Raw genomic sequence first — 25705 nt, forward strand, 5'->3', positions numbered from 1 at the left:
ACTGACATCACTGGAGGTGCACCATGCAGGTATTCGTCACCGGAGCGTCCGGCTGGATCGGGTCGGCCGCCGTCGACGAGCTGCTCGCGGACGGCCACGCCGTCACCGTGCTCGCCCGGTCCGCCGCGTCCGCGGCGGCGCTGGAGGCCAAGGGGGTCCGCGTGCAGCGCGGCGACCTGGACGACCTCGACGGCCTCCGCCGGGGCGCCGACGCCGCCGAGGCGGTGCTGCACCTGGCCAACAAGCACGACTTCGCCAACCCGGCCGTGTCGAACGCGGCCGAGCGGGCCGCCGTGCAGGCCTTCGCCGACACCCTCGCCGGCTCGGGCCGGGCGCTCCTGCTCGCGGCGGGTACCGCCGGGCTGGCGCAGGGCCGGCCCGCCACCGAGGAGGACACGTCGTCGTCCTTCGGGCCGGACTCGCCGCGCGGCGGCGCCGAGAACCTCGCGCTGGAGTATGTGGACCGGGGCGTGCACGTGGTCAGCCTGCGCTTCTCGCCGACGGTGCACGGCGTGGGGGACCACGGTTTCATCGCCGCGATCACCGACGCCGCCCGGCGCAACGGCGTCTCCGGCTACCCGGGCGACGGCAGCAACCGCTGGGCCGCCGTGCACCGGTCCGACGCCGCCCGCCTCGTCGCGCTCGGCCTGGCCAAGGCGCCGTCCGGCTCGCGCCTGCACGCCGTGGCGGAGGAGGGTGTCTCGAGCCGCGAGATCGCCGAGGCTATCGGCGCCGTCCTCGACCTGCCGGTCACCTCGGTCGCGCCCGACGACGTCGCCGCGCACTTCGGCTGGATCGGCGGGTTCTTCGGCATGGACGGCTCTGCGACGAGCACCGCGACGCAGGAGTTGCTCGGTTGGACGCCGTCCGGCCCGACCCTGGTCGAGGACATCGCGGCCGGCGCGTACACGACTTCGGAGGCCCGGTAGGCCCAGCGTCCGCTCGTGGCACGCGGCCAACCAGTCCCCTGTGAGGCCAGTTCCCTTTGAGGCCCGGGTTTCTTCGCTTTGAGCTGGCTCAAAGCGAAGAAACCCGGGCCTCAAAGGGAAGGGGCGACCCGTCGCGCGACGACCGCCGCGGCGGAGGGCGAGGCCGGCCCGGCCGGCCACGTCTCAGGCCGCCGGCGTCTCGGCGATGTCCGTCGTGGTGGCGAGAGCACGGGATGCCTCGACGTCGTCGGACAGGCTCTGCAGGCGGCCCGCGGCCAGCCCGAGCGAGTCCGAGCCGAGGAGCTGGTGCAGGGGCGCCTCGCCGGAGGTCGCGACGGTGATGATCGCCGCGGCGGCCTTCGCGGGGTCGCCGAGCTGGGTGCCCGGCATCCCGAGGTGCTGCTCGACCATCTCGCGGACGGCGGGGTACGCCTCGTTCGTGTCCGACGGCAGGCCGAGCGACACGGGCCGCAGGAAGTCGGTGCGCATGTAGCCGGGCTCGACGAGGTTCACGCGGATGCCGTGGTCCGCGACCTCGGCGGCCAGGGACTCCGTGATCGCCTCCAGCGCGAACTTGCCCGCCGCGTACAGGCTCCAGCCGGGGAACGAGAGCAGGCCGAGGATCGAGGACACGTTGACCACGTGCCCGCCGCGCTGGGCCCGGAAGCCCGGCAGCACCGCGCGCAGCACGTTCCAGACGCCGAACACCTGGACGTCGAACATGGCGCGGGCGTCGGCGTCCGAGACCTCCTCGACGGCGGCGAGGTAGCCGTACCCCGCGTTGTTCACGACGACGTCGAAGGTGCCGAAGCGCTCCTTCGTGGCGGCGACGGCCCGGTCCACCTGTGCCTGATCGGCCAGGTCGACGGTCAGGGCGAGCAGCCGGGAGGTGTCGACGTCGTCGAGTGCGCTGGTGAGGCGTTCGGTGGACCGGGTGGTGGCGGCGACGTTCTCGCCGCGCTCCAGGAGCTGCCGGACGAGCTCGAGGCCGAGCCCGCGGGAGGTGCCGGTGACGAACCAGGTCGCGGGGCGGTCGGTGGGGTAGGACATGGTGGTCTCCTCGGGAGGGTCAGGTCGGCGGGGCGTGCCGACCCGTCAAGACTTCCGCGCGAAACCGTGCTCCTGGGGGCCATCTTCGGCCCCCTGCATCCTGGGTCGCCGCTGACTAGGACGCGGAGGTCCACCCTGACGGGTGCGCCGCGCGAGGCGGCCCGCCCAGAATGGAGGCATGGCCGAGAAGAACACGGAGCTGGCGGACTTCCTGCGTCGCGCACGGAGCCAGGGCGACGCGTCACGCGCCGGGCTGCCCGCCGACGGGCGCGTCCGCCGCGTGCCGGGCCTGCGCCGCGAGGAGGTCGCGTTCCTGGCCGGCGTCTCGACCGACTACTACGCCCGGCTGGAGCAGGGCCGGCGCATCGTGCCCTCGTCGTCGGTCGTGGACGCCATCGGGCGGGCGCTCGGGCTGGACCAGGCCGGACGCGCCCACCTCGCCGACCTCATCGGGCTCAGCACCGCGTCGGTCCAGCCGCGCACCCGTCCCGTACAGCGCGTCCGCCCCGGGCTGTACCAGCTCCTCGACGCGCTCGGCGGCGTCCCCGTGCTCGTGCTCGGCCGCCGCGCCGACGTGCTCGCCCAGAACCGCATGGGCCGGGCCCTGTTCACCGACTTCGAGCGGTTCCCGGCGCCGCGCCGCAACTACGCGCGCTGGATGTTCCTCGACGACGGCGCGCGGTCGCTGTTCGTCGACTGGGAGGAGCAGGCCCGCGCCGCCGTCGAGAACCTGCGGCTGGAGGCCGGGAATGATCCCGCCGACCGGGCGACGGCCGCGCTGATCGCGGAGCTGCGCGAGGCCAGCGCCGAGTTCGGCGACTGGTGGGCCGAGCACCGCGTCTACCAGCGCACCTACGGGTCCAAGCGGCTGCGGCACCCTGTCGTCGGCGACCTCACCGTCGAGTACGAGACCCTCGCCCTGCCCGGCGACCCCGACACGATGCTGTACGTGTACTCGGCAGAGCCGGGCTCGCCGTCCCAGCGGGTGCTGAGTCTCCTGGCGAGCTGGTCGCTGACGGCGACGCCCGGACCCGCCGCATCCTGACCCGCCGCGGGCCGTGATCCGACGCGGGCCCTGATCCGGCCGGGGGCACTCCCCTTTGAGGCCCGGGTTTCTTCGCTTTGAGCCAGCTCAAAGCGAAGAAACCCGGGCCTCAAAGGGGAGGGGCGGCCAGGGGTCCCCGGGCTCCAGCCGCCCCTTAGCCGAGCTCGCGGAGCAGCACGTCCGAGAACACCGCGCTCACCGCCGGCGACGCGCCGCCGCCCGCGTAGATCCCGACCGCCGGGTCGGTGTCGGCGGGCAGTGTCCAGGTCGCGCCGAAGCGCCAGCTCTTCCCGTCGCGCGACGTCGCCGACCGGTACCGGTGCTCGCCCGTGGCCGCGTCCGTGGTGTGGAACAGCCGCAGGTGCATGGTGTCGGCCACCGGGCCGGAGACGAAGCCGCCGAACCGGACGGCGCCGTCGGCCGTGAGCTCCTTGCCGAACTCGACCTGGCGGGTCCGGCCGATCGCCACGGAGCCGAGCCGCAGGAAGTCGTCGTCGCCCGCGTGCACCAGCAGGCCCGCCTGCTGGAAGTTGCGCACCGTGTCCTCGCCCAGCGGCAGGCGCACGGTGGCCTCCAGCACGTAGTCGCCGTCGGGCGCGTCGCGCAGCAGCACCGGCGCGTCGTTCCGCGTGCCCACCAGGTCGTGGCCGGTCAACGGCCAGGTCAGGGCGCCGTCCGCGACGTCGACGGTCGCGGGGGAGTGCTGCCAGCGCCAGCCCTCGTCCAGCGCGCCGTCGAACTCCTCGGCGAACGTGACCGCGCCGGCCTGCGGCTCGGCGACCCGCTCGGTCACCGGCTCGTGCGCCGCCACGACCGTCAGGTTGTCGAGCTGCGCCTCGGCGCCGTCGGCCGCGAGGCGCACCGGCGCCGTGCGGGGCAGCGGCGTCCGCGGCTCGAACCGCGCCTCGGCGTCCACGTCGCCCAGGCCGCTCGACGACAGCCGCGCGTCGGCCACGCCGTCGCGCACCTCGACGCTGAGCACGTGCCAGGAGGTCAGGTCCGCGTTCGCGGGCAGCGCCGTCCGCACCTGGTGCCGTCCCTGCCCGACGACGAGCTCGCGCGCCCCGGCGTCCAGCCGCACCGACACGGCGGCCGGGCCGGCCCCGCCGACGCGCACCGTGAACGCGCCGTCGGCGTCGGGCAGCCGCACGTCCGTCTCGACCCGCACGTCCCGCGGGGCCGGCGCGGTCCGGACGAGGGCGGCGTGCCGCCGGTCCGGTACCAGCCGCGCGATCGACCCGGCGTCGCCCGCGCCGTCCGCAGCCCGGGCCAGCGTGCCCGTGACGCGCCGCAGCGCGTGCCCCGAGGCGGGGTCGGCGCTGTTGATGCCCAGCTCGCTCGCGGCCACCGGCGCCGGCTGCGCCCCCTCGCTCGGGCCCGCGCCCGCGTTGACCACGGGCCAGCCGGCGATCCAGTCGAGCCGGTCCAGCAGGGTCGGACGCCGGTTCACGCCGCCGGGCTGGTTGAGCCACGCGTTGTCGCGGTCGATGCCGTGGTAGAGCATCCAGTCCTGCCCGGACACGTCGGAGAACACCGCGTGGTGCCCGACGCCGATCCACCGGTTGCCGTTCTGCGCCACGACGAGGGTGCCGCCCACGCGCGACTCGTTCATGCCCACGCCCTCGTGGTCGGTGAACGGGCCGAGCGGCGAGCGCGACCGGCCCGTGTAGACGCTGTACCCGGTCACGGGGCCGGAGCAGCAGTTGGCCGACGACCCCATGAGGTAGTACCAGCCGTCCCGCTTGACCACGAACGCGCCCTCGTAGCGGTCCGCGACGGTCACGCGAGTCGGTTCACCCACGGCGCGGGTGCCGGTCTCGTCCAGCTCCGTGACCCAGATGCCGCCGTTGAAGCCGCCGAAGTAGAGGTAGCGGGAGCCGTCGTCGTCGGCGAACAGGGCCGGGTCGATGGTGTTGAGGTACCCGCCGCCGGGTGCTGGTCGGGGGTCCAGGACCGGCCCTCCGGAGTCCGTCCAGGGTCCGGTCGGGGTGGGCGCCGTCGCCACGCCGATCGTGTAGTCCCACGCGTCGGGGTTCGCCGCCGTGTCCGTGACCGTGTAGTACATGACGTACTGGCCGTCGACGTACCGGATGTCGGGCGCCCAGAAGTAGGACGCCTCCGCCGCCCACGCGGGCCGGTTCTCGTCGTCGAAGATCGTGCCGACGTACTCCCAAGCGGCCAGGTCACGCGACCTCGCCACGTGCATGTTGCCGAACGGGCCGCCCGACACCAGCGGGTCGCTCGTCGCGTACAGGTACCACCAGCCGTCCTTGCCGCGGATCACGGCCGGGTCGGCGTAGGTGTCCGCGAACGGTTCCGTCACCGGGTTGGTATAGGTGGTGCCCGGCGGCGGCGCGGCCTGGTCCGTGGCCGTCCGGTCGGTGCCCGTCCGGTCGGCCGCCGCAGCGGGTGGGGCGCCTCCCGTGCCGGGCAGGGCCACGGCGCCGGCGACCAGCGCGAGCGTGGCGAGGGCGGCTACGAACCGTATCTCCATGGGTGATCGTCCCTTCGGGCGGCCGCGCGCCACGTCCTCGATGACGTGGCCGTCGCTCCTTTACAACGGATAACCACGCGCGAAGTTACAACGGATAACCTGCGGTCGGCAAGGGGCGACGAAGGGTTCGGCGGGAGCGCCGGCCGGGCGCGGTCAGTCGAGCGACAGCTCGTAGAACCGCCACAGGTGCTGGAGCTCGCCGGGGATCTCGGAGCCCGGGTAGGGCGTGCGCTCCACGAACCCGCGCGACTCGTAGAGGCGGTGCGCCCCGGCCATGAAGCGGTTGCTGTCCAGCCGGACGGTCCGCGCCCCGAAGTCCGCGCGCGAGCGCTCCAGCAGCCAGTCCAGCATCGCCGAGCCCACGTGGGTCCCGCGGTGTTCAGGGCGCACGAACATCCGCTTGATCTCGACCACGCCGTCGTCCTGCGCGCGGAGTGCGGCCACGCCGGCGGGCTGCTTGGTGCCGGGTCGTGGAGTGCCGGGCCGCGCGGCGCCGTCGTCCCCGGACGGCGACCCGACCTCCGCGAGCGCCATGAGCCCGGTGGGCCGGCGGAACGTGTCGAGGTCGGCGCTGGTGTGCCGTGCGTCGAGGCCCATCGCGAAGCCGTAGGTCTGCTCGAAGGTCGCGAGCGCCCACGTCATGTACTCGGTCATGAGCTGGAGCACGACGGCCTCGTCCTGGTCGGTCGTCTCGCGGACCTGGTTGCGTTCCACTGCTGTTCCTCTCCGGGCTGTCGTGCGCCGGGCCGACCGCCCCGGCCGCGTGGGCGGTCGGGGCGGAGGCGCGGGAGCCGAGCGTATCCCGGCGGGTTCGGGGGTCGATCAGTCCCCGAACACCTCGGCGACGAGCCGCTGGGTCGCCTGCTGGAAGGCGGCCCCGAGGGACAGGGCGGCGTCGTCCACGTAGTTCAGGGTGGCGGTGAGGGTGGTGCGGCCGCCGTGCCCGGCGTACATCAGCGCGCCGTGGCCGGCCATGCCGCCGTTGTGCGAGATGACGGTGGTGCCGCCGGTCTTCTGGACGAAGACGCCGAGCCCGTAGCCGGCCTTGGCCTCCGGGGTGAACATCTCGGCCAGCAGCGGCTCGGGGAGCAGCTTGCCGCCCGCCAGCGCGGAGATGAACGTGTGCAGGTCCGCGGTGGTCGAGATCATGTCGCCGCCGCTGGAGATCCAGGACGGGTCCTGGTCGGTGACGTCGATCGTCGTCTCGCGGCCGGCCTCGTCGTACCGGTAGTAGGCGTGGGCGTGCGGCTCGGGGACGGTCCGCTCGTGGGTCGGCGCGACCGTGCCCGTCAGTCCGAGGGGTCCGAGGACCAGCCGGTGCATGGCCTCCGCGTACGGGCGGCCCGTCACCTTCTCGATCAGGACCCGGGCCAGCGCGTAGTTGGTGTTGGAGTAGCTCCAGTCCGTCCCGGGCTCGAACCGTGCGGGCTTGGCGAGCGCGAGGCGGACCAGCTCCTCCGCCGTGTAGGGCTTGAACCGGTTGTCCACCCACTCCTTGCCGGAGGTGGTGGCGGTGATGCCCGGCGCGAACGTCCCGTCCTCGTAGTACTCGCCGGTGAAGTTGAAGATGCCGCTCGTGTGCTGGAGCACCGTCCGCACCGTCACCCGGGGGTCCAGGCCGAGGTCCGGGAGGTAGTCCGCCGCCGCGGTGTCCAGGTCGACCTTGCCTTCCGCGACCAGGCCCAGCACGACCGTCGCGACGAAGGTCTTCGTGTTGCTGCCGATCCGGACGTGGCCGTCGATGGGTGGCGTGCCGGGCTCGCCCAGCCTGGCCGCTCCGGCGCTGCCCACCCAGGCGCCCTGCTCGTCGTGCACCCGCAGGGTCACCCCCGTCAAGCCCGACTCGACGATGTCCTCGATCAGCTGCTGCAGTCCGGGGCGGGCCTGGTCGGTCTGCGGGGTGGTCTCCTGCGGGCCTGCCGGAGCGATGGTCATGGGGAACTCCTTTGTCGGTGAACGGAACGAGACGGTCCGTTCCGTTTGCCCATCCTGGACAAACCCGACCCGGCATGTCAATACGGTGCGTTCCGTTCCGTTACGGTGGGCGCATGACGGCGAGCCCTTCCACCCGCGGCGCGGCCAGGACCGCGGCGATCATGCAGGCCACCCTCGACCTGGCCCGGGAGAACGGCTATGCATCCCTGAGCATCGAGGCGGTCGCCGCCCGGGCCGGCGTCGGCAAGAACACGATCTACCGGCGCTGGGTCTCGAAGGGCGAGCTGTTCCTGGACTCGCTGCTGTCGCAGAACGCGCCCGCGCTCGAGTTCGCCGACACCGGCGACCTGCTGGCCGACCTGCTGCGGCAGGCCTACGCGGTGACGGACCTGCTGGCCAACGGCACGTGGGGCCCGCTCTACCGCGCCCTGGTGGCCGAGGCGCAGCACGACCCCGCCGTCGCGGCCGGCCTCGACGAGCGGTTCATCCGGCCGCAGACCGAGCGCACAGTCGCCCGGGTCAAGCTGGGCCAGGAGCAGGGGCAGGTCTCGCCGGACCTCGACCTCGACCTGGCCATGACCATCCTGTCCGGGCCGCTGTACTACCGGCTCCTGATCTCCCGCGAGCCGGTCTCGCGCGCGTTCATCGACAGCGTCTTCGCCACCCTCTTCGCCGGCCTGAGCCCCAGGGAGCGTCCGTGAGGGTCACCCTGCGCGACGTGGCGGAACGCGCCGGGGTCTCGTTCAAGACGGTGTCGAACGTGATCAACGGGCACCCGAACGTGCGCCCGGAGACCCGCGAGCGGGTGCAGACCGCCATCACCGAGCTGCGCTACCGGCCCAACACGTCGGCCCGCAGCCTGCGACACGGACGGGCCGGGTTCCTGGCGATCGCGCTGCCCGAGCTCACCTCGCCCTACTTCGCGGGCCTCGCCTCCGAGCTCGCAGCGGCGGCGCGGGCCGTGGGGCAGTCGGTGCTCATCGAGGAGACGTCGGGCGACCTGGCGGGGGAGCGCGCGGTGCTCGACGGCCTGCCGAGCCACCTGGTCGACGGTGTCGTCTTCAGCCCACTGGTCACGTCGGTGGCGGAGGTCGCGGAGCGGCGGGACGGCACGCCGCTGGTGCTGCTGGGGGAGTACGGGGAGCCGGCTGGCGTGGACCACGTGGGCGTGGACAACGTGGCGGCGGCCCGTGACGTCACGCGGCACCTCCTGGACCTGGGCCGACGTCGGATCGCGGGGATCGGTCTGCAGAGCGGCGCCGGGACCGGGCGGCTGCGCGGCGAGGGCTACCTGGCCGCGCTCGCCGAGGCCGGCGTGGCCGTGGACCCGGACCTGGTGGTCGAGTGCACCGACTACCACCGCGCCAGCGGCGCCGACGCCGTGGCGCAGCTGCTCGCCCGCGGCGTCGACTTCGACGCGGTGTTCTGCTTCAACGACCTGATGGCGCTGGGCGCGCTGCGCGCCCTGCACGACGGCGGGCTGCGAGTGCCCGACGACGTGGCTGTGGCCGGCTTCGACGGCATCGAGGACGGTCAGTTCTCCGTACCCTCGCTGACCACGGTGACCCCTGACCTGCCCCGCCTCGCCGCGGAGGCGGTGCGCCTGGTGATGCGGCGCATCGCCGAGCCGGACGCCCCCGCGGAGCACGTGGTGGTGCCCCACCGGATCACCGCGCGCGAGAGCACCTGCGGCGACCTGCCCGCGGCGTCGTCCCCGGCCTAGACTCTGTGCCATCCGCCGGGGGTGGTACCGGCCGCGGCGGGGCCCACCGGAGCGACGTGAGGATCGAACGATGACCGACGAGTGCACGCATCTGGACCAGGTCGCGGTCCTCGAACCCGAGAACCGGGAGGGCTGCCCCGAGTGCCTCGCCCTCGGCGGCACCTGGGTGCACCTGCGCAGCTGCCTGGTGTGCGGGCAGGTGGGCTGCTGCGACTCCTCCCCGGCCAAGCACGCCACCGCCCACTTCAAGTCGTCCGGCCACCCGCTGATGCGCTCCGTCGAGCCGGGCGAGGGCTGGGGCTACTGCTACGCCGACGACGCGATGATCTCGTCGACGACCCTGGGCACCCACAAGTACTGACGGTACGGTCGAGATGACTGGTCCCCGTCCTCGGAGGCAACGATGCGATCTGGCCTGATCGTGGCCGGCCTGGTGCTCGTCGCCATCGGCTGCGTGTTCACCGTGCAGGGGCTCGGCTACCTCGCCGGCAGCCCGATGACGGGCGTGGCGCTGTGGGCGATCGTCGGGCCGATCCTCGCCGTGATCGGGATCGTGCTGATCGTCGGGGCGGCGCGCACGGGGCGCTCGGGCTGAGCGCGGTGCCGGCTGCCGCTTCCTGGGTCGGTCCAGCGGTGCAGCCACAGTTGAACGTAGGGTTGGTCGCACTCTGAGCGCTCAGAGAGCGACCAACCCTACGTTCGACGCCCGCGGGATTCTGGGCGTGACCCGGCAGCTCACACACCGCGGTCCGGGGCGCCCATGTCGCCCGTGGCCGGGACGCCGTCCTCCAGGCCATAGCGCAGGTAGACGGTGCCGTTCGGGGTGGCGGCCGGCGGTGCGAGCAGCGACAGGTTGGAGGGCACCGCGCCGTCGTCGAACACCTTCTTGCCCACGCCCAGCACGATGGGGTGCACCCACAGGTCGAGCCGGTCGAAGAGCTTCTCGCGCAGATGGGTCTGCACCAGGTCGACGCTGCCGACCACCCGGATGCTCTCGTGGCGGTCGCGGATCTCGCGGACGGCAGCGGGCAGGTCCGGGCCGAGCTGTGTGGACCCGGCCCACGGGAGATCGGGCGTGCCGCGGGAGGCCACGTACTTGGGCACGCGGTTGAAGAGCTCGGCGATCTTGAAGTTCTCGTCGCCCTCGTACTGCGGCCAGTAGGCGGCGAAGATGTCGTAGGTGCGCCGGCCGAGCAGCAGGGCGTCGGTGCCCTCGTAGGCGGCGTCGATCTGGGTGCCGGCGACGTCGTCGATCAGGGGAGCCTGCCAGCCGCCGAACGGGAAGTTCTCCGGGTCCTCCTCGGGGCCGCCGGGCGCCTGCGCGACGAGGTCGAGGGTGGCGAACAGCTCGATCTGGATGATGCCCATGATGTGCTCCCTGATGAGTGGTCTGTGTCTCGTCGGGTAGACCTCGGGAAGCGGGCGGACTCATCGGCCTGGCGGCTCGGCTACTTCTCCCAGACGTCGACCAGCGGGAGCCCGCGGGCGGTGCGGGCGCGGTCGACGATGTCCTGCACCACCGCGGTCTTGCGGGCCGTGTAGTCGGGGATGCCGGTGGCGGCTTCTGCCGCCGCCCGCTTGGCGTCGAGGTAGCGCGTGGCGTCCTCCGGATGTGCCAGCAGCCAGTCACGGAAGATCCGCTGGTTGCAGGTCTCCCACTGCTCGGCCGTGAAGAAGTGCGCGATGTCGGTACGCCGCGGGCCCTCCTGCCTGACCAGCACGAGATGTGCCCGCGGCCCCCGGGCGATGCGCAGCCACCCCAGCGCCGCGAGGCTCTCGAACCGGTCCTCGACGTCGGTGAACGACCCGACCCGGACGGCGAGGTCGATCGCCGGCTTGGCGGCCATGCCGGGGATGGCCGTGGACCCGATGTGCTCGACGATCCAGGACGGTTCGATCTCGGACAGCTCGGCCGCCGTCCGCTCGAATCTCTGCGGCCAGTGCTGGTCGTATTCCACGAGCATCTTCGCCTCCTTGGTCGCATCAGGGTAGTGGACCGCTCCGCAGGAGCGGGCCAATTGCAAAAGTGCTTTGCAAAATGTCTTTGCGGTCGTAGCGTGGACGCATGACCGAGCACGAGGCCTGGCCGCCGTCCTGGTTCGACCCGGAGCGCTACGCGACGCTGACCCCGCACAACGTGCAGGCGCTGGCGCACCCCATCCGGTTCGCGCTGCTCCGCCTGCTGCGCGAGGACGGTCCCGCGACGGCGTCGGGACTGGCGCAACGGGTGGGGCACTCCAGCGGCGTGACGAGCTACCACCTGCGCACGCTCGCGGACGCCGGGCTCGTGGTCGAGGACGAGGAGCTCGGCAACCGGCGCGACCGCTGGTGGAAGGCGGCGCACGAGAACGTCACCTTCACGCTGCGCGTGCCCGACCAGCATGGCGACGCCGAGCAGCTCGAGACGGCGGCACGCTACCTGCGCATGGTCGCCCAGGTGGGGCACGAGCGGGTGCTGGGCTACGTGAACGGCCTGCCCGAGCGGGGCGCGGAGGTCGCGGAGCTGCCCTGGCAGCTCGGCTACATCGACCTGTCGCTCACGTACGCCGAGGCCCGCGAGCTGTCGGCGCGCGTGGTCGAGGCTGTCGCCGCGTTCCGACGGGACCAGGCCGGCCGCGCCCGTGGCCCGGGCGGCCCGGACGCGGAGGGGCCCGAGCGGCACCGCGCGGTGTTCCAGTACCAGCTCCTGCCGGACGACGACGGCGGCGCGGGCGGCGCAGGGGCCGCGGGCGGCGCGGGGGCGACCGCGTGACCACCGCCGAGCCGACGACGGCCGAGGTCGCGGCGCAGCGCCGTCGGCTTCCCCTGGCCGCGGTGCTGGCGGCCTACGTCGTCTCCGTGACCTGCACGGCCGTGTCGGCCCTCGCGATCCCGTGGTTCGTGCTCACCACCACGGGGAGCGCGGCGCAGACGGGGCTCGTCGTGGCGGCCGAGATGGCGCCCTACGTGCTGATGCAGGCCACCGCGGGCCCGGCGGTGGAGCGGTTCGGCCCGCGGCGGTCGAGCTGGTCGGCCAACCTGGCTGCCGGCGTCGCGCTGCTCGTGGTTCCCGTGCTCTACGTCAACGGGCACCTCGGGTTCGGGGCGCTGCTCGCGGTCATCGCCTGCGCCGGCGCGTTCCGTGGTGTGGCCGACTGCGGCAGCGCCCCGCTCGTCCCCGCCGTCGCCCGCCTGGCCGGCGTGCCGCTCGAACGGGCGGCCGGGCTGCACGCCTCGGCCAGCCAGGGCGGCCAGCTCGTCGGCGCGCCGCTCGCCGCCGTCCTCCTGACGGTGATCTCCCCGCCGACCGTCCTGATCGTGAGCGGGGGCGCGTTCTTCGTCGCCGCGCTGCTCGTCGCCCTGTGCGTCCCGCGCACCGTGGGCGCTCCGGTGCGCGACGGCGTCGCGGACCCCTACCTGCGTCGGCTCGGCGCCGGCCTCGCCTTCCTCGCGCGCGACCGGGTGCTGCTGGGGGTGGTGGTGATGGTCGCCGTCGGCAACCTGCTGAACGCGGGGCTCGCCAGCGTCTACCTCCCGTCCTGGGTGCGGGAGCACGAGCTACCGGTGGCCGCCGTCGGCACCGTGGCCGGCGGGTTCTCCCTGGGCGCCCTGGTGGGGAGCCTGGTCGGCGCGTGGGTGGCGCCGCGTGTGAACCGCTGGGCGCTGTACTCGTTCGGCTTCCTGCTCGGCGGCGCGCCGTGGTTCTTCGCGCTCGCGGCGAGCGACGACGTGGTGCCCGTGCTCGCGGTGGTGGTGTGCTGCGGGCTCGCGATGGGCGGCATCAACCCCGTGCTGGGCGCGGTGCAGTACGAGCGCATCCCGGCCGAGATGCTGCCGCGGGTGCTGGGCGCCGTGAAGTCGCTGGCCTGGCTGGGGCTGCCGCTCGGGCCGCTGGTGGCGGGTGTGCTCGTCGACGGGGTCGGGCTGGTGCCCACGCTCTGGGCCGTCGGGGTGGTGTACGGGGTGCTGACGCTGACGCCGTTCGTGGTGCCGTCGTTCCGGCTGCTCAATCCCGCTCTGCCAGCAGGAACGTCAGCGACCAGATGACCGCCAGGGTCAGGGCGATGATGATCGCGCTCCAGAGGGGGTAGTAGGGCAGGAACGCGAAGTTCACGATGCTCGCCACGACGGCGAGGGCGAGCCCTGCGAGGTATGCCCAGGTCCGCCGGGCGAGGACGCCGAGGCCCGCGGCGAACGCGGCGGCGCCCACGCCGATGTGGATCCATCCCCACGTGGTCACGTCGAGCTCGTAGATGTACTCGACGCTGATCATGGCCGACCGGTCCGCCGCCAGTGCCGAGATCCCCTGGAACACCTGGAAGAGGGCCGCCAGGACCAGCACCGTCCCGGCGAAGCCCGACGAGGTGAACGCGACGGAGGTGGGCGGGCCGTAGCTGGCGACCGGGGTCAGGCCGGGGTACGGGTCGGCGCCGGGGGCGTGCGTGCCGGACATGTGGGCTCCTTGGCGAGGGCACTCGAGATGAGTCTCCTCATCTCAGCGCCGCGGTGGCCCCGTGCCCTCACCCGTTCCTGGTGAACCTCAGGCCCGGTCGGGCGCCGACGCCGTCGCCGGACGCACGCCTAACCACTGCTCGGCGCCCCACGCCTCGAACCGCTCCTGTTCAGTGAACCCGAGCCGCGCCGCGAGCCGCATCGACCGTTCGTTGGCGGACTGCGTGGTCAGCACGACCGGCTCGTCCGGCATCTCGCCGGCGAACCAGTCGAGTGCCGCCGCGCAGGCCTCGGCGGCGTACCCGTGCCCCCACGACTCCGGGAGGAACAGGTAGCCCAGCTCGACCTTCCCGACGGCCGGACCGACCAGATAGTCCCCGCCGCGCCGGTCGAGCTGGACCAGCCCGATCATCGCCCCGTCGAGGTCGACGACGAACTGGCCCGGGTGCGTCTTCGGCACCGCGGAGACGGTGCGCTCGAGCTCGGCACGCGGCTGCGGCCCGCCGATGTACGTGCTCACCTCGGGGGAGGCGCTCAGCTCGATGACTGCGGCGCGGTCCGCTGCCACGGGCTGACGGAGCAGGAGCCGCTCGGTCCGGATCGGGGCGGGTGGCCAGGTGATGGGTCCGAGATCTGCCATCTGCGCAGACTAGCGAGGGTGGGCGGCACGATTCGGGGCTTCAGCGGATGTCCTGGTCCAGTGGAAGGCTCATGCCGGACATGTAATGGAGCTGTCCGATGGGACATCGGAGTTCACCATGGTGGGTGACGCGTTCGAGTTCGTTCGCGAGTGTGCCTGCCTGCCGAAGACGGCGTCATGGGCTGTGACTACCGGGCCGCCGTTGTCTTCAAGCCATGTGCCCAGGGGTGTTGGTGTCAGGCGGCCGTTTTCCCAAGCGAGAAGAGTGCCGTCGGGAAGGTCCTGAAGGCGTGCGAGCCGGTCGCCAAGTTGCTTGACGTTGTTCTTCAGCGACTCGGGTGACAGGCGCGCCGCCCGCGCCGCTCCGCTCCACGTTCCGTGTGTACGGGCAAGCAGGTACAGCCGGGTCTTGTAGATGAAGTCCATGTTTCCCCTCGTCATGGCAGGACTTGCCATTCGCGATGGTGTCGAGCGGTGACGTGCGAGGTCAAGTAAACAAAAGGTGATTTGTGCCGCAGTGCGGCGATCGTTCGCTACCGGCTCTTCGAGACCTGGTCAAGATCAGCCACCTGATCTCACCCGGCAAAATCGACCCCTCCTCGAAGCCTCGACGATCGTGCATGCTCAGCCCTGCAGTCCGGATCGTCCAACGCCCGGGCACGACAGCAAGGAGCTTGAGATGGAGTCCCCGGTGCGCGGCGGATCGGCCAGAGCAGTGCGAAGGGCGCCAGCTTCTGCATGGACGGTTGCGGCCTTGAGGGGGCTTACGGCCGCGGCAGTTGCCGTCCTGTGCGTCGTACCAGCGTCGCCGAGTCAGGCGACCGAGACGCCGGCTCCGGACGTATCAACGGAGGACTTCACGAGTGGGTACGCGATTGGTAAAGCTCCCGATGCCAACGACGCGGACCCTGCCGAGGCAGAGGCTCTGACGCAGGCAGCGGAGACCGGCGAGCTGGTGGAGATCACGGCCAACCGCGCCGAGACGCGCGAGGTGTATGCGACGCCCTCCGGGGAGATCGAGGTCCGGGAATTCGTGGTCCCGAAGTGGGCTCGCGTCGACGGTCATTGGGTCGCTGTGGACACCACTCTGGAGGCGTCGTCCGAGGGCATTGCCCCTGCCGCCTCGGCATCCTCCGTGGTCTTCTCGCCAGGCGGCAACGACAGGCCGTTGGTCTCCATGGCACGCCATGGCCGGGTCTTGGAGTGGTCGTGGCCAGATGCACTGCCTGAGCCGGTACTGGACGACGACACGGCGACCTACCGGGATGTCATAGACGGCGTCGATCTGCAGATGAAGGCGACGGAGGACGGCTTCGCGTCGTACCTGGTGGTGAAGAACGCAGAGGCAGCAGCCTCGCCGGCGCTCGACGAGATCACCTTCGCCATGGAGACACGGGGGCTTGCCGTCGGAGTGACCGCGGCAGGGGTGCTGGAGGCGAAGGACTCTTCGACTGGGTCGGTCGTGTTCGAGGCACCGCCTGCCTCGATGTGGAGCGCCGCGCCCGCAGAAGGTGCTGTCGCCGGACAGAAGGAACGGGTAGAGGCAAGGAGCGCTGACGCGGTGGCAGGGGAAGAAGCCGCGAGCGGAGGACGCGACATCGCTCCGGTCGACGTCCAGGTGTCACCTGAAGGCGACTCGTTCACGCTGGTGCCGGACCAGGATCTCCTGGAGTCGCCGGACACGTCGTTCCCTGTGACGATCGACCCTGCTGTGTCGACACCGCGTACGTCGGCGTGGACGAGCCCCAACGAGTCGTACCCGTCGACCTCGTACTGGCAGTTCAAGGGGCAGACGACCGCCGGACTGGGTACCTGCACAGGATGGTCGGACTGCCCCGGGGGCGCGACGTACCGGCTCTTCTACCAGTTCGACGTCTCGAAGTTCAAGGGAAAGAACGTCTCCTCGGCCGTGTTCGCAGTTCCGAACACTCACTCCGCGGTCTGCGTGGACCACACGGTGAACGTCTTCCAGACCAAGGCGATCTCGTCCGCGACCACGTGGAACACGCAGGCGGCCTCCGGGTTCTTCAAGAAGCAGGTTGCATCCGCGTCCTTCAACTACGGCGGAAACCAGTCGGGCTGCAAGAATGCGGGCGACGCCGAGTTCTCAGTCAGGGCACTGGTCCAGGAGGGTGCCGACGCAGGGTGGAACCAGGTGACTCTGGGCATGCGGGCGGCCTCGGAGTCCGACAAGAACCAGTGGAAGAAGTTCAGCCGGTCGGCGTATCTCCGGGTCACGTACAACACGGTGCCGTCGAAGGTGGCTCGGTCGGCACTCTCGATGAAGTTCGGCGGTGCGTGTACCGACACCTCGAACTCCGACCCGCTTCGGCTGCGCACGGTCGACGGCAACATCCTGCGGGTGGCCGAGGGTGCCGCCAAGGACCCCGACCCGAACGAGGAGGTGCGGGTCCAGTTCCAGCTCGAGCGGGCCGACGGCACCGTGATCGACACCATCGACACCGGGTGGGCGAAGCCGGGTTCCTACTTCGCGGCGTCGGTCCCTGCGTCGAAGATTCCCGAGAACCAGCTGGTGCGGTGGTTCGTGCGGGTACAGGACCGCAAGGTGGACAACTCTGGTCCAAACTCGTCGGGACCATGGTCGGACCCCGGGTGTTTCTTCGTCCTGGACACCAATGCCCCGCCCGCACCGCGGATCATCTCGGAGGAGGGCGAGTACCCGGAGCCTGACCCGTCCGACCCGGACGACATGCCGCACGACGGTGTCGGAGAGTACGGCTGGTTCGAGATCTCCTCGTCAGCCTTCGACGTGGCGAAGATCGAGTACTGGTTCGGCAACGGTGAACGGACGACCAAGTCAGGTTCGGTCGTTCGCGTGGCTTATCTGCCGCTGGATCCAGGTCAGCACTCTCTCTACGCACGGGCATATGACGCAGCCGGCAACAAGCTCAGCACCCCGACCGAATATGCGTTCCGGGTAAACTATGGGCGCAACCCGGTGGGTAACTGGACGTTCGACGACCCGGCCGAGGGACACCAGGCTCCCTCGCCGTACGTGCTGAGCGGGGATGCGACGCAGATCGATCCCGAGGCGCAGACGCCGACGATCGACCCGGCGGAGGGTGACGCGCTGCAGCTCGACGGCGCCGGAGATTACGCCACAGGCCCCGACGTCGGGGACAAGCCGGCGGGTTGGGTCAATACCAGGGGTCATTTCTCGGTCGAGGCTTGGGTTCGTCCGGACACACTTCCCTCCGGGTCGGGAATGTCTTTCGTGGCGTCTCAGCCGGGACAGCAGCAGATGGGATTCCGTCTGTACTACGCGGGGGCTGATGGCGAGTGGTCGTTCTCGCAGCACGATGATGACGTGGCGGGTGCGACGGGCCCGCGGGCGACAAACGCGGCCACAGTCACACCCGGCAAGTGGGTTCACCTGCTAGGGGTGCATGATGCCTCCCGCAAGAAGCTGGTGCTCTATGTCAACGGGGTGGCTGGTCCGGAGATCACCCTCGACTCACCGTGGACCGCCGCCGGCCCGGTGATGATCGGCGCGAGCAGGTACGGGAGCACCTACGGCAATTACTTCGACGGGCTGATCGACTCGGTCCGCACCTACGACCGGATCGTCACGCCCTCTGAGGCCGCGGCGCTCGCGACGCGGCTGCCCGCAGTCAAGGCGCGATGGAACTTCGAGTCCGCGGACCTCGAGAAGGACGCGAGTGGCAAGGCGGTCAAGGCCCTGGGCTCAGAGAACCCGGCCGGGGTGCGGATTGGCCCCAAGCTGACACTGCCTACCGGTGCGACCCAGGGCGAGGAGCTCATGGGAAAGGTCGATGACTTTGCGCTGAACCTGGACGCGTCGGCCGCCGCTTACACCGATCTGAGCGTCGTGCCGGTATCGATGGACGAGTCGTTCACGATCTCAGGGTGGGCTCAGGCCGTCGGCGTGCCGACCAGCACGGGGACGGTCATGTCGATCTCCGGAGGGAACGAGGAAGCGCTGATGGTCAGGTTCGAGCCGGGCTCCGGGGACGACGAGACGACCGGCGGCACCTGGAACCTGTACGTGCGCGAGGCCAACAGCACCTCGGGAGAACTGCACAGGGTGCAGTCGACCGAGGGAGCGACCGCTACGTCGTGGAACCACTTCGCCGTCGTGTACGACGCACCGCGTCAGACTGCGCACCTCTACATCAACGCAGCTTCCAGCGAGGACATCGGTGTCGGACGTACCGAACCGGGTGCGGTGCCGTTCACGAATGTGGCCAGGTTCAACCTGGGCCGAGGGCTGAGCAACGGGGCGTGGGACAGCTACTGGGCCGGTGGCCTGGACGACGTGTGGGTGTTCAAGGGCGCGCTGAGCCAGGTTCAGATCCGGGCCCTGGAGAACGGCACTCCGGGCATTCCCACGGTGGTTCCCGGAGCCGCGCAGTGAACGAACGACTGGAATGTGCAGGCAGGAATCCAATCGCAGCGGGTGCGAGGACGAGGAGCTCGGGGATGACGGTCCGGTCGTATGGGTTCAAGCGGCGGGCATGGCAGGTTGCCGCGTTCACGCTCTCAGGCGCGCTGCTGGCCGCCGGCCTGGTGGCAGCGCCGACCACGGCGGCGGGGGACACCGTCGACGCAGTCGGCGCACCTGACCCTGGTCCCGTCGTGCACGGCAAGGACGCAGGCCCGCTGGAACCGTCGCCGATCAAGGAGACGCCGGTCCCTGAGCGCGGTCCCGCCGAGCTGCCTTCCGGCGGCGCCGAGCTGGTGGATGTCGCTTCTGCCGGGGCGCGCTCGCCGGAGACCACGGTAGTTGGTGGTCTGCCCGTCGGCGTGGCCCACCATGGCGGGCCGCGGCTCGACGAGGTCGACGTCGAGGTCGTCACCCAGGACGCGGGCGTCCGCGACGGGTCGGCGGACGTCGTCGTCGCGCTGACCGCGCCCGCGGAGGGGCGTACGGCGAACGCGGCCACCGCTCGGACGGGGGAGTCCGAGGACGACGGCGAGGCGAGCCTCGTGGACCTCGCGGTGGACTACTCAGGTTTTTCGGGCCTGCACGGCGGAGCCTGGGACCAGCGGCTCACGCTGGTGCAGCTGCCGGCGTGCGCCGCGGAGACCCCCGAGAAGGCAAAGTGCCAGGTCGGCGAGCCCGTCGCTGCCTCGAACCGCACGGCTGAGGACACCCTCCTGGCGGAGGGCGTTCGGGTTCCGGCTGACGGTTCGCCGGTAGTGCTGGCGCTCGCCGCCGACGTGTCGAGCGAGTCCGGCAACTTCGGGGCTACGCCGCTGGCGCCGTCGAACACCTGGTCCACCGACCTGCGGTCGGGATCGTTCTCCTGGTCCTATCCGATCACGGTGCCGGACGTCCCAGGGTCGTTCGTTCCCGAGCTGGGGTTGTCGTACTCCTCGGGCGGGGTGGACGGCAGCACTTCGACGACGAACAACCAGGGCTCGCTGGTCGGCGACGGCTTCGACCTGTGGCCCGGCTTCATCGAGCGCAAGTACAAGTCCTGCGCGCTCGACGACGTGAAGAACGCCGCGGGGCGTGCGATCGGTGACCAGTGCTGGGACTACGACAACGCGTTCATCTCGTTCAACGGTGCCGCGGGTGAGCTCGTCCCGGCGGGTGCGGCCAACACCTGGAAGCTGCAGAACGACGACGGCACCAAGATCGAGCAACTGACCGATAGCGCCCGCGCCAACGGTGACAACGACAACGAGTACTGGAAGGTCACCAAGCCAAACGGCACGCAGTACTTCTTCGGGTACCACCGGCTGCCGGGGTGGGCCACGGGCGACCCGGTGACCAACTCCACCTGGACCGTGCCGGTCGTCGGCTCCAAGACCGGCGAGCCCTGCAACACCGCGACCGGGAAGATCTGCAGCCAGGCGTGGCGCTGGAACTTGGACTACGCGCTGGACGTGGCGGGCAACAAGATCACGTACCACTACGCCAAGGAGAGCAACTACTACGGCAAGCTCGGCGACCCCGCGGTGGCCACCCAGTACACCCGCGGCGGCACGCTCGAGCGCATCGACTACGGCCTGCGGGGCACCGACCTCGTGGGCACCGGCGCGGCCCAGCCGCTTGGCCGAGTGAGCTTCACCTACGGCGAGCGGTGCCTGAGCGACGGTTCGGGGCAGTGCACCAACATCGCCACGCTGCCCAACGGCTGGCACGACGTGCCATGGGACCTGAACTGCGTGTCCGGTGGCACCTGCGACAACGGGCGCACCTCGCCGTCGTTCTGGACCAGGAACCGCATGACCGGCATCAAGGCGCAGGTGTATGTGTCGTCCGCCTGGAAGGACGTCGACTCCTGGGCGCTGACCCACGAGTGGGGTACCTCCAGCTCGGCCTACCAACTGCTGCTCAAGTCGATCAGACGGACCGGGCACACAGGTCCGACGGGAGCGGCGAGCGCGAGTACTCCGCCGGTGACCCTGTCCTACATGCCGATGCAGAACCGGATGGACCGGGACGGGGACGGCCTGGACCCGTTCTTCAAGATGCGACTGTCCACGGTCGTCGACGAGGTCGGCGGCCAGGTCAACGTCGCCTACTCGGCCACGGCCTGCAACCCCTTGGATGACCTGCCGGTACCGCAGTCCAACACCACCCGCTGTTTCCCGACCAAGCGCAAGCCCGGCCCGGAGCTGGAGCCGGTCATCGACTGGTTCAACAAGTACGTGGTGGAGTCGGTGCAGACGGTCGACCGCACGGGACAGGCTGTGGCCACGACCACGGCGTACAAATACCTGGGTGATGCGGCCTGGCACTGGGACGAGTCCACGGGCATGATCCCGGCCAAGGAGAAGACCTGGTCGGACTGGCGCGGCTACGAGCAGGTGCGTGTCACTGTCGGCGAGTTCGGCAAGCCCGCCTCGCAGACCGACCACTGGTTCCTGCGCGGCATGCACGGCGATCGTGCCGACGGTTCGGGCGGGACCAAGTCCAAGAGCGTGACGCTGGACGAGGGCGAAGGCGACACGATCACCGACCAGCCGTACTGGGCTGGGTTTGCCTACAAGACCGCCACCTACACCGGCGCGGGCGGAGACGTGGTCTCCAAGACCGTGAACCGGCCGCGGTGGAACCAGACGGCGGTCAGTACACGCGACTGGGGCACCATCCGCGCGGGACACTCCGGGACGAGCCGGACCACCGGCTTCCAGTCGTTGGACGATGGTGGTGCCCCGTGGCGGACCACGCAGACCGATACGAGCTATGACCCGGACTACGGCCGCGTCACTCAGGTCTCCGATCAGGGCGACACATCGATCAGCACGGACGATCTCTGCTCGACCACCACGTATGCGACCAACACGGGCGACAATATCCTCGGGTTGCAGGCAAGGCACCAGACGTGGTCCGCCGGTTGCGGCGCCACTCCTACCGCCGCGCAGATGATCAATGATGTCAGGTACGCCTACGACGGCCAGAACTACGGCGTGGCGCCCACACAGGGCAGGATCACCCGCACCGCCGACCTGGCTCGGGTTGACGGCAGCACACGCCACTACGTCGAGACCTCGGCGACCTTCGACACCTACGGCCGTCCCCTGAGCCTGACGGACGTCTCGGCGAACTTGAGCGCACCATCGAACGGCGACGGGGCGCTGACCCGGACAGCCCGCTCGGACGGCCACACGTCGACCACGGCCTACACCCCGACGACTGGGTTCGCCACGCAGATGGTGGAGACCACCCCGCCGGCGACGGCGGGCAACGCGGCCACGGCCCTGACCACGACCACGGTCCTGGACCCGGTCCGCGGAGCGCCCACGATAGTCACCGACGTCAACACCAAGGCCACCAACGTCACCTACGACGCGCTCGGGCGTACCTCGAAGGTGTGGCTGCCCGACCGGCTGACCACGCAGACGCCGTCGACGGAGTTCACGTACCGGATGGACGGGACCAATCCCGTCGCGGTCGGGACCACCGTCATCAACCACAACGGTGACCAGCGCACCTCCTGGGCCATCTACGACGGCCTGCTGCGTCAGATCCAGACGCAGCAGCCCGGCCCGACCACCGGCAGCAAGGCCGGGATGATCGTGTCGGACGTGCACTACGACGCGCGTGGCCTGGTCTCGCGGACCTACAACCCCTACTACACGACAGACGCGACCGGGGGCCAGCTCTTCGATCCGTTCCCGTCCGCGGTGGTCGACGGCCAGGTCCGCACGACCTACGACGGGCTCGGACGCCCCACCCTGTCGCGCCTGATGGAGGGCGACGGCGACGGCGGTGCCGTCAAGTCGGCCACCCGCACGATCTACTACGGGAACAAGACGACCACGGTCCCGCCTGTCGGTGCCACTGCCACCACCACGGTGACCGACGCGCGAGGGCGCACGACCGAGCTGCGACAGCACCACGACCGCGCGTCCGCGGCCCCGACCGACACCACCGGCTACGACCGCACCCGGTACACGTACACCGGGCGGGACGAGCTGGCCACCGTGGTCGACGCCGCGAACAACACCTGGGGTTACACCTACGACCAGCGCGGCCGCCAGACCAGGACGGTCGATCCTGATGCCGGGGCGACGACCACCACGTTCGACGACTTCGGGCGTCTGGTCTCCACCACGGACGCCGAGAACCAGACCCTGGTCAACCTCTACGACGGGCTCGGGCGCAAGACCGAGCAGCGCGAGGGCACCGCGACGGGCGCCCTGCGGGCGTCGTGGATCTACGACACGGTGACCAATGCCAAGGGGTACCTGGCGCAGTCGATCCGGCACGAGGGGACCGACAAGTACATCAACCGTGTCTTGGAGTACGACAACCTGTACCGCGCCGTGCGCAGCGTCGTCCAGATCCCCGCGGTCGAGGGCAAGCTCCAGGGGAACTATATTTCCGTGGCCAACTACGCGGTCGACGGCTCCCTCGAAGGCATGGGCCTGCCGGCCGCCGGCTCCCTGCCGGGACAGAACGTCGCGTTCGATCTCGACGCGGACACCGGCAAGACCACCGGGGTGCTCGGCCCCAACGGCATCACGTCCAGCGTCAAGTACGACCACGTGGGTCGCCTGATCGGCATGGAGATGCGAGCCGGCGTCGGCGAGCTGATCACTGCCAACTACTCGTACGACTACGCGACTGATCGCCTCACCCAGTTCACCGCGGACAGGTTCTCCCAGCCGGGTATCGACCGCTCGGAGACCTACCGGTACGACGAGGCCGGGAACGTCACCTCGCTGGAAGACGTCTCGCGCACGGGCACCGACGTCCAGTGCTTCGACCACGACTACCTCGGGCGCATGGTCGACGCATGGACCCAGACGGCAGCCGGATGCAAGGCCACCGGGCAGGCAGCGGCCGACGCTGGGCTGATCAGTGGTTCCGTCGCGCAGTACTGGCACGAGTACACGTATGACAAGTCCGGGTCCCGCGCCCGGGAGATTTTGCACACCGCTCCGGGCCAGGCCGCGACGACCCGCACCTATCAGTACAGCGCGTCCCAGCCGCACACGGCGGTCGGTGTGACAGAGCAGATCGCCGCCTCCGGCTCCAACCCCGCGGTCACCGCGCAGGAGACCTACACCTACGACAGCACGGGACAGACCACCAGCCGCCAGATCGGCGGGGACATACAGAACCTGAACTGGAACCCCGACGGACGGGTCGAGAGCGTCGAGAACGCCGACGGCACGGGCGCCGAGTACATCTACGACGCCGACGGCAACCGGCTCATCGCCCGCAACACGACGACCAACCAGGCCGGCGCAGAGGTCACCGAGTCGACCCTGTACCTCGGGCACACCGAGGTCACGGTTTCCTCGGTCACCCCGACGGTGGCCAAGGCGACCAGGTACATCGACGTCGGTAGCGGGCACACCGCGCTGATCGACGACGGCGGCAAGGTCACGTTCGTCTTGGCCGACCACCACGGGACCGGCCAGCTGACCATCGATGCCTCCAACATGGCGATCGCCCAGCGTCGGACCACGCCGTTCGGCGTCGAGCGAGGTTCCGGAAGCGTCGGGCCCGACGGCTGGGCCAGTTCGCGGGGCTTCGTCGGTGGTTACGACGATCGTGCCGTCACGGGTCTGGTCTCGGTCGGGGCGCGTGAGTACGACCCGGATCTGGGCCGGTTCATCAGCCTCGACCCGATCATGGACCTGACCGATCCCCAGCAGCTCCACGGGTACACGTACGGCAACAACAATCCTGTCGCTGTTGCTGACCCCTCCGGTCTGGCCTACGAGGAGTGCAACACGGGGCAGTACACCTGTCGAATTGGTGGTGGCGGAGGCGTCATCGACGTCACGCCCAACCCTGACTGGGACGGCGACAACTCTGGTGGCGGTGGAGGCGGCGACCAGACGGATGGTGGTTCAGCCGACAATGCTGGTGACCCTGGCCCGGCCACGCAGGGCCCGACGGCGGAGGAGATCGCGCGTGCGAAGGCGATCCAGGACAAGTCCGTCGTGGATGTCGCTCTTGAGCTTGGCTGGGAACTGCTGAAGGACTTCGTCGGCTACAACGACTTCATGGGGTGCCTGGACAAGGACGTCATGGCCTGCGGAATGCTCATCGCGGGTATCACGCCCTGGGGCAAGGGGCTCAAGGCCATCAAGGTGGCATGGAAGATCGTCGACGGGGCGCAGTCGCTCTACAAGAAGCAGAAGTGGGCACGCAAGGTCATCGCCCAAATCGACGAAGTCGCGAACGCAGGACGAACGAGTTGCAACAGCTTCGTGCCGGGCACGCTGGTACTGCTCACGGACGGTAGCAAGAAGCCCATCGAGGACATCGAGCTCGGTGACGAGGTCCTTGCTGCGGACGAGGCGACCGGCGAGACGACGGGGGGACGTGCGGTTACTGCGCTGATCAGAGGTGAGGGCGACAAGACCCTCGTCACGATCAGTATCGGGGACTCAGATGGTGACGTGCAGGAGGTCGTAGCTACTGGCGAGCACCCGTTTTGGGTGCCGAGGCTCCAGGCATGGGTCGATGCGATAGATCTGACCGCGGGCGACTGGCTCCAGACTTCGGCTGGTACGTGGACACAGGTCATCGCGGTCGACGTTGGGCAGCGGCACGCGGTAGTCCACAACCTCACCGTCGCGACTGACCACACCTACTATGTGGCCGCAGATGAAAGTGCGGAGCCGACTCTTGTTCACAACGCAGACGGCTGCCGCTTGGACCTCCGATACAAGGAAGGCTGGAGCGCGGACCAGCGAGCAGCTGCCGACCACAAGGTCGCTGCGCTCCAGGACGCTGCTGACGCCGGGAATCTGAAGGTGACCACTGTGGAGCGGTCTGGCACGTCCGCCTCCGCGCGGTACCGTCGGTCTGGCAAGTCGGTCCCGAGCGGGTCAGACGTGGACCACACGATCGACCTTCAACTCGGTGGGGCCGACGAGGTTTCGAACATGAGCCCGCTTAACCTGTCGGTCAATCGGAGCCTCGGCGCGCAGATCATGCACCAGTTGCGCGGCGTGCCAGTCGGCACCTGTGTGGCATCGGTATCGATATGTTGAGGGA

19 protein-coding genes are annotated in these 25705 nt (G+C 70.3%); 10 read left to right on the forward strand and 9 right to left on the reverse strand.

Annotated features, from left to right (window positions below; translation table 11 throughout):
• Nucleotides 1-23 precede the first annotated feature (23 nt).
• Nucleotides 24-929 (forward strand): SDR family oxidoreductase, encoded by a 906-nt coding sequence (locus ACH45N_RS08690; RefSeq protein ID WP_397392993.1) that lies wholly within the window; start codon nt 24-26, stop codon nt 927-929.
• A 183-nt stretch (nt 930-1112) separates the two neighbouring features.
• Here the strand turns inward: ACH45N_RS08690 and ACH45N_RS08695 are convergent, their stop codons facing one another.
• Nucleotides 1113-1979: an SDR family NAD(P)-dependent oxidoreductase gene (locus ACH45N_RS08695; protein ID WP_397392994.1), complete on the reverse strand. Its 867-nt coding sequence runs from the start codon at nt 1977-1979 to the stop codon at nt 1113-1115.
• Nucleotides 1980-2157: 178 nt separating this feature from the next.
• Here ACH45N_RS08695 and ACH45N_RS08700 point away from each other — a divergent pair, with 178 nt between their 5' ends.
• Nucleotides 2158-3024: a helix-turn-helix transcriptional regulator gene (locus ACH45N_RS08700; protein WP_397392995.1), complete on the forward strand. Its 867-nt coding sequence runs from the start codon at nt 2158-2160 to the stop codon at nt 3022-3024.
• Between the two features lie 154 nt (nt 3025-3178).
• Here ACH45N_RS08700 and ACH45N_RS08705 read toward each other — a convergent pair whose 3' ends face one another.
• The 3 genes from ACH45N_RS08705 to ACH45N_RS08715 all read right to left on the reverse strand — a co-directional run bounded on the left by ACH45N_RS08705 (nt 3179) and on the right by ACH45N_RS08715 (nt 7453).
• Entirely contained in the window at nt 3179-5518 is a 2340-nt protein-coding gene (locus tag ACH45N_RS08705) for a family 43 glycosylhydrolase (RefSeq protein WP_397392996.1), read from the reverse strand.
• 153 nt (nt 5519-5671) lie between these two features.
• Nucleotides 5672-6232 (reverse strand): GNAT family N-acetyltransferase, encoded by a 561-nt coding sequence (locus tag ACH45N_RS08710; RefSeq protein WP_397392997.1) that lies wholly within the window; start codon nt 6230-6232, stop codon nt 5672-5674.
• Between the two features lie 108 nt (nt 6233-6340).
• Nucleotides 6341-7453: a serine hydrolase domain-containing protein gene (locus tag ACH45N_RS08715; protein ID WP_397392998.1), complete on the reverse strand. Its 1113-nt coding sequence runs from the start codon at nt 7451-7453 to the stop codon at nt 6341-6343.
• 113 nt (nt 7454-7566) lie between these two features.
• On the opposite strand from ACH45N_RS08715, the gene ACH45N_RS08720 reads away from it, so the two are divergent.
• From ACH45N_RS08720 to ACH45N_RS08735, 4 genes are all read left to right on the forward strand, one after another.
• The gene (locus ACH45N_RS08720; RefSeq protein WP_397392999.1) at nt 7567-8154 is read left to right on the forward strand and encodes a TetR/AcrR family transcriptional regulator; all 588 of its coding nucleotides are present in this window, start codon (nt 7567-7569) and stop codon (nt 8152-8154) included.
• Nucleotides 8151-9176 carry a LacI family DNA-binding transcriptional regulator gene (locus tag ACH45N_RS08725; RefSeq protein WP_397393000.1) on the forward strand — a complete coding sequence of 342 codons (1026 nt, stop codon included), beginning with the start codon at nt 8151-8153 and terminating at the stop codon, nt 9174-9176. The genes ACH45N_RS08720 and ACH45N_RS08725 overlap by 4 nt, the downstream gene beginning before the upstream one ends.
• 70 nt (nt 9177-9246) lie before the next feature.
• A complete protein-coding gene (locus ACH45N_RS08730; RefSeq protein ID WP_397393001.1) occupies nt 9247-9537 on the forward strand; it encodes a UBP-type zinc finger domain-containing protein in 291 nt (96 codons plus the stop codon).
• 42 nt (nt 9538-9579) lie between these two features.
• On the forward strand, nt 9580-9771 hold the full coding sequence (locus ACH45N_RS08735; protein WP_397393002.1) for a hypothetical protein: 192 nt from the start codon (nt 9580-9582) through the stop codon (nt 9769-9771).
• Between the two features lie 140 nt (nt 9772-9911).
• Here the strand turns inward: ACH45N_RS08735 and ACH45N_RS08740 are convergent, their stop codons facing one another.
• Together ACH45N_RS08740 and ACH45N_RS08745 are read right to left on the reverse strand one after the other, a co-directional pair.
• Nucleotides 9912-10544 carry a dihydrofolate reductase family protein gene (locus ACH45N_RS08740; protein ID WP_397393003.1) on the reverse strand — a complete coding sequence of 211 codons (633 nt, stop codon included), beginning with the start codon at nt 10542-10544 and terminating at the stop codon, nt 9912-9914.
• An 80-nt stretch (nt 10545-10624) separates the two neighbouring features.
• Nucleotides 10625-11140: a GrpB family protein gene (locus ACH45N_RS08745; protein ID WP_397393004.1), complete on the reverse strand. Its 516-nt coding sequence runs from the start codon at nt 11138-11140 to the stop codon at nt 10625-10627.
• A 101-nt stretch (nt 11141-11241) separates the two neighbouring features.
• Here ACH45N_RS08745 and ACH45N_RS08750 point away from each other — a divergent pair, with 101 nt between their 5' ends.
• Both ACH45N_RS08750 and ACH45N_RS08755 read left to right on the forward strand, forming a co-directional pair.
• Nucleotides 11242-11928: an ArsR/SmtB family transcription factor gene (locus ACH45N_RS08750; RefSeq protein ID WP_397393005.1), complete on the forward strand. Its 687-nt coding sequence runs from the start codon at nt 11242-11244 to the stop codon at nt 11926-11928.
• Nucleotides 11925-13202, forward strand: a complete 1278-nt coding sequence (locus tag ACH45N_RS08755; protein ID WP_397393006.1) for an MFS transporter — start codon at nt 11925-11927, stop codon at nt 13200-13202. Before ACH45N_RS08750 ends, ACH45N_RS08755 begins: the two co-directional genes overlap by 4 nt.
• On the opposite strand, the gene ACH45N_RS08760 is transcribed toward ACH45N_RS08755, so the two are convergent.
• The 3 genes from ACH45N_RS08760 to ACH45N_RS08770 form a co-directional block, all read right to left on the reverse strand.
• On the reverse strand, nt 13162-13608 hold the full coding sequence (locus ACH45N_RS08760) for a hypothetical protein (protein ID WP_397393007.1): 447 nt from the start codon (nt 13606-13608) through the stop codon (nt 13162-13164). The two genes, ACH45N_RS08755 and ACH45N_RS08760, sit on opposite strands and share 41 nt — an antisense overlap.
• 87 nt (nt 13609-13695) lie before the next feature.
• Complete coding sequence (locus tag ACH45N_RS08765; protein WP_397393008.1) at nt 13696-14247, reverse strand: GNAT family N-acetyltransferase; 552 nt, start codon at nt 14245-14247, stop codon at nt 13696-13698.
• A 69-nt stretch (nt 14248-14316) separates the two neighbouring features.
• The gene (locus tag ACH45N_RS08770; protein WP_397393009.1) at nt 14317-14673 is read right to left on the reverse strand and encodes a hypothetical protein; all 357 of its coding nucleotides are present in this window, start codon (nt 14671-14673) and stop codon (nt 14317-14319) included.
• A 328-nt stretch (nt 14674-15001) separates the two neighbouring features.
• On the opposite strand from ACH45N_RS08770, the gene ACH45N_RS08775 reads away from it, so the two are divergent.
• Both ACH45N_RS08775 and ACH45N_RS08780 read left to right on the forward strand, forming a co-directional pair.
• Nucleotides 15002-18643 (forward strand): LamG-like jellyroll fold domain-containing protein, encoded by a 3642-nt coding sequence (locus ACH45N_RS08775; RefSeq protein WP_397393010.1) that lies wholly within the window; start codon nt 15002-15004, stop codon nt 18641-18643.
• 65 nt (nt 18644-18708) lie between these two features.
• Complete coding sequence (locus ACH45N_RS08780; RefSeq protein ID WP_397393011.1) at nt 18709-25701, forward strand: polymorphic toxin-type HINT domain-containing protein; 6993 nt, start codon at nt 18709-18711, stop codon at nt 25699-25701.
• Nucleotides 25702-25705: the final 4 nt, after the last annotated feature.

Source organism: Promicromonospora sp. NPDC019610, assembly GCF_044389365.1.
GTDB lineage: Bacteria > Actinomycetota > Actinomycetes > Actinomycetales > Cellulomonadaceae > Promicromonospora.